At 70.8% G+C, this 2,802-nt stretch carries 3 protein-coding genes and 1 pseudogene; 1 reads left to right on the plus strand and 3 read right to left on the minus strand.

What is annotated here, in order from left to right; translation table 11 throughout:
• Both IJH84_RS23080 and IJH84_RS23085 read right to left on the minus strand, forming a co-directional pair.
• On the minus strand, positions 1 to 245 hold a 245-nt coding region (locus IJH84_RS23080; protein WP_295148932.1), incomplete at its 3' end, for a hypothetical protein.
• Between the two features lie 275 nt (positions 246 to 520).
• Entirely contained in the window at positions 521 to 976 is a 456-nt protein-coding gene (locus IJH84_RS23085; protein WP_200069476.1) for a MarR family winged helix-turn-helix transcriptional regulator, read from the minus strand.
• Between the two features lie 159 nt (positions 977 to 1,135).
• On the opposite strand from IJH84_RS23085, the gene IJH84_RS23090 reads away from it, so the two are divergent.
• The gene (locus tag IJH84_RS23090) at positions 1,136 to 2,323 is read left to right on the plus strand and encodes a 4-hydroxybenzoate 3-monooxygenase (RefSeq protein ID WP_295148937.1); all 1,188 of its coding nucleotides are present in this window, start codon (positions 1,136 to 1,138) and stop codon (positions 2,321 to 2,323) included.
• 22 nt (positions 2,324 to 2,345) lie between these two features.
• On the opposite strand, the pseudogene IJH84_RS23095 reads toward IJH84_RS23090, so the two are convergent.
• Positions 2,346 to 2,802, minus strand: a pseudogene (locus IJH84_RS23095) (AMP-binding protein); the annotation flags it as partial.

The raw sequence follows: 2,802 nt of genomic DNA on the forward strand, positions 1-2,802 counted from the left end.
AGCGCCGCGCGGGCGAGGTCGCCCAGCAACCGTTCGGCATCCCGGCCCGATCCGCTGGGCGCCCACCAGAGCGCATCGGCACCGGTCGACTCGGCCCACGAGCGGACCGCGGTCGTCTTGCCCCAGCCGGCCGCTCCGATCACCAGGCACACCAGGTTGCGGGTGGCCGCCGCCAGCGCGTCGTCGAGGTCCGGGCGCGGTACCTGCGCCGAACCTGGCGCCGCGACGGGGTCAGGACGTCGCATCACACCTCCCACCTGCGCTGATGTCGCTCATGGTGAGATCGGTGCCGCGGCGCTGCCGGATGCGCGCGAACGGCGCTGAAACCCTGCGTGCCGAACCGGGCGAGCCGTTCGCCGGATCGTGCCTGCGCGTCGCAGGCACTACTGCGCGATGGGGTGGCGGCCGCGTTCTGTTCGTGGCCGTACCGGCAGCGCCGGTGCCGCGGTTCGGGTGAACCGCGGCGGCGACGGTCACCTGCTCAGGTGGGGCCTCTTGACGGGAACCGGTTCGGGTGGCGTCAGCTCCGGGCCGTTCCGGGATCGCGGATGCGTTCGCCCGCCTCGGCGACGCGGGACAGCAGCGCGAGCAGCTGCTCCCGCTCGTCTCCCCGCAACGGGGTCAGCAAGATCTCGATCATCCGCTCGGTGCGGCGCACCAGGTTCTCGTGCGCGGCTTGCCCGGACTCGGTCAACCGGAGCACGTTGCGCCGCCCGTCCGCGCTGTCCTTGGTGCGTTCGACCAGCCCGCGCCGCACCAGCCGCGCCACCACGTCGGCGGCGGTGGAGCGGTCCAGCGCGACCCGCTCGGCCAGCGTGCGCTGGTCCCGTTCCGGTTCTTCGGCGAGCCCGTTGAGCACCGCGAACTGGGGCGGCGTGATCTCCTCGGAGACCGCCGCGCCCCACAGCATGGTGTGCACTTGCTGGACGCGCCGGAACAGGTGCCCGGGATGCGTGCCGAGATCGATGGGTCCCACCCGGCCATTGTGCTTGATCGGACCGATGATCCGTGCACGGATCGACTCTTGATCGAGGCAGCGGAAATCGGACAGTTGACAACGGATGTTGCAGGCTGGACGGTGTTAGCCAACTCATCCGTACACGGATTAAATTCTCCGGCGCCGAGGGAGCTGTGGATGCGCACCAGCGTGGCCATCATCGGAGCGGGACCGGCCGGACTGCTGCTGGCCCGGCTGCTGCAGCGGCAGGGCATCGACTCGGTCGTGCTGGAATCCCGCTCCCGCGAGCACGTCGAGCACCGCCAGCGCGCCGGGATCCTGGAGCAGGGCACCATCGACGTGCTGCGCGAATGCGGCGCGGGGGAGCGGATGGACCGCGAGGGCCTGCTGCACGACGGCATCGAACTGCGCTTCGGCAGGGCCGGGCACCGCATCGACATGGCCGCGCTGACCGGCGGACGGCAGGTGATGGTCTACGCGCAGACCGAGGTCGTGCGCGATCTCGTGGCGTTGCGCCTGGAGTCCGGCTCCCCGCTGCTGTTCGAGGCGGAAGCGCTCGCGGTGGAGGGCGCCGAGGGGGAGCAGCCCAGGGTGCGCTACCGGCACGACGGCGCCGAGCAGGTCCTGGCGGCCGATTACGTCGTCGGAACCGACGGTTTCCACGGTGTGGCGCGCAAATCCATCCCGCCGGAGCGGGTGCGGACCTACGAGCGCACCTATCCCTACGCGTGGCTGGGCATCCTCGCTTCGGTGCCGCCGTCCACCGACGAGCTGATCTACGCCAATCACGAGCGCGGCTTCGCGCTGCACAGCATGCGTTCGACCCAGGTCAGCAGGCTGTACCTGCAAGTGCCGCCGGACACCTCGCTGCAGGACTGGCCGGACGAGGAGATCTGGGCGGAACTGGACCGGCGCTTCGAGGTCGACGCGGATTGGAAGCTGCAGCGCGGGCCGATCACCGAACGATCCGTGACGCCGATGCGCAGCTTCGTGTCCGAACCGCTGCGGCACGGGCGGTTGCTGCTGGCCGGCGACGCGGCGCACATCGTGCCGCCGACCGGGGCGAAGGGGCTCAACCTGGCCGCAGCGGACGTGACGCTGCTGGCCCGCGCGTTGGGCTCGTCGCTGCTGCGCGGTGACGACGCCGAACTGGACGCCTATTCGGACACCGCGCTGCGGCGGGTGTGGCGGGCCGAGCACTTCTCGTACTTCATGACCACACTGCTGCACACCGACCCGGCCGCGGACGACTTCGGACGCCGGTTGCAGCTGTCCCACCTGGACTACGTGGCAAATTCGACGGCGGCCGCCACCTCGTTGGCGGAGAACTACGTCGGCCTGCCGCTGCCCGCCGGGCCTGCGTGACTCGTTCCGGCTCCAGGTCGGTTCACCGGGCGCGGAGTTCGCGGCGCAGCAGCTTGCCGGTGGTGGTTTTGGGGAGTTCGTCGAGGACTTCGACCTCTCGCGGGTACTTGTAGGCGGCCATCCGCTCCTTGCAGAACGCCACCAGTTCTTCCGGGGTGGCGCGTTGGCCCGGGCGCACGCTCACGTACCCCTTCACCGTCTCGCCCCGGTACGGGTCGGCGACGCCGACGACGGCGGCTTCGCGCACCGCGGGGTGCTCGTAGAGCACGTCCTCGACCTCGCGCGGCCACCCCTCGGAGCCGCCCGCGTAGATCTGGTCCTTCTTGCGCTCCACCAGGTAGAACCAGCCCGCGGCGTCCCTGTAGCCGACGTCGCCGGTGTGCAGCGCGCCGCCGGGCAGGGCGTGTGCGGTCTCCTCGGGCTTGTTCCAGTAACCCGGCACCACCTGCGGGCCGGAGATCACCAGCTCGCCTTCCTCG

Source organism: Saccharopolyspora sp. (genome assembly GCF_017434145.1).
GTDB lineage: Bacteria > Actinomycetota > Actinomycetes > Mycobacteriales > Pseudonocardiaceae > Saccharopolyspora_C > Saccharopolyspora_C galaxeae.

What these genes read in the sequence shown, in the direction of transcription:
- IJH84_RS23090 (WP_295148937.1), top strand. Translation starts at nt 1,136, where the DNA reads ATGCGCACCAGCGTGGCCATCATCGGAGCGGGACCGGCCGGACTGCTG.